We start from the raw sequence: 1032 nt of genomic DNA on the forward strand, positions 1-1032 counted from the left end.
GCCACGGGTGGTGCGGATCAGTGCAGGTCGCGCCTGCGGAACGCGGCGATGCCGACAGCGAGCAGGGCAGCGGCGATCCCGAGTAGCCACAGCACGGGCTTCGCTTGGAACTCCGCGCCGGGCAACTTCGGCGGATGGACGAACGGCACCAGATCGACCGTCCACTGCGGCAGTCCGTCCAGCGAACCGACGAAGAACACCACCACCATGGCGCTGAGCACCGCCCAGGCGACCGGCGCGAACCGCGGCACGACACCGTAGAGGGCCACCGCGATGCCGGTGACCACCCAGACCGCGGGCAGCTGCACGGCCGCGGCGCCGATCGACTGCGGCACCCGCGCGCCGAGGTCGCCGTCCGAGGCGCCGTAGACGACGCCGATCGCCGCACCGGCGACCAGCAGCGCCGCCGCCGGACCCAGCAGCGCGAAACCGATGTGGCTCAGCGCGTAGCGGGCGCGGCCCACCGCGCCGGACAGCGTGGACTCGACCCGTGTGCTGGACTCCTCGTCGTGCAGCCGCAGCGCCGCCGAGATCGAGTAGGCCGCCGCGGCGGCGGCCAGCATCGTGATCGCGTACGTGATGAACGACTCCTGCAACTCCTGCGAGCCGCCCATCCGGGTGACCATGTCGCGGACCGCCTCGCTGCCGTCGAGCATGTCGCCGACGCTGTTCACCGCGCCGCCGATCAGCAGGCCGTACAGGGCGAAGCCGATCGTCCAGGCCACGAGGGTGCCGCGCTGTAGCCGCCAGGCCAGCCCGAGTGGACCGGAGAGGCCGGCGCTCGCCGTCGACGGTCCCGGAAGTTCCGCGATCAGTCCCGAGCCGGTGTCGCGGTTGCCGAGCAACACGTAGGCGGCTGCGGTGGCGAGCACCGCGACGGCGCCGAGCGGGATCAGCACCCACCAGCGTTCCTCGGCGTACGGGCGGATCTGCAGGCACCACCCGATCGGCGAGAACCAGGACAGCACACCGTTTCCGGCGTCGCCGACGGCCCGCAGCGCGAACGCGGCGCCCAGCGCGCCGAACGCGACG

1 protein-coding gene is annotated in these 1032 nt (G+C 72.8%); it reads right to left on the reverse strand.

Annotated elements, in window-relative coordinates; genetic code table 11:
• Positions 1 to 17: 17 nt before the first annotated feature.
• On the reverse strand, positions 18 to 1032 hold a 1015-nt coding region (locus NA4_RS41680), incomplete at its 5' end, for an ABC transporter permease (protein WP_373862856.1).

It is taken from the genome of Nocardia amamiensis NBRC 102102 (assembly GCF_001612745.1).
GTDB lineage: Bacteria > Actinomycetota > Actinomycetes > Mycobacteriales > Mycobacteriaceae > Nocardia > Nocardia amamiensis.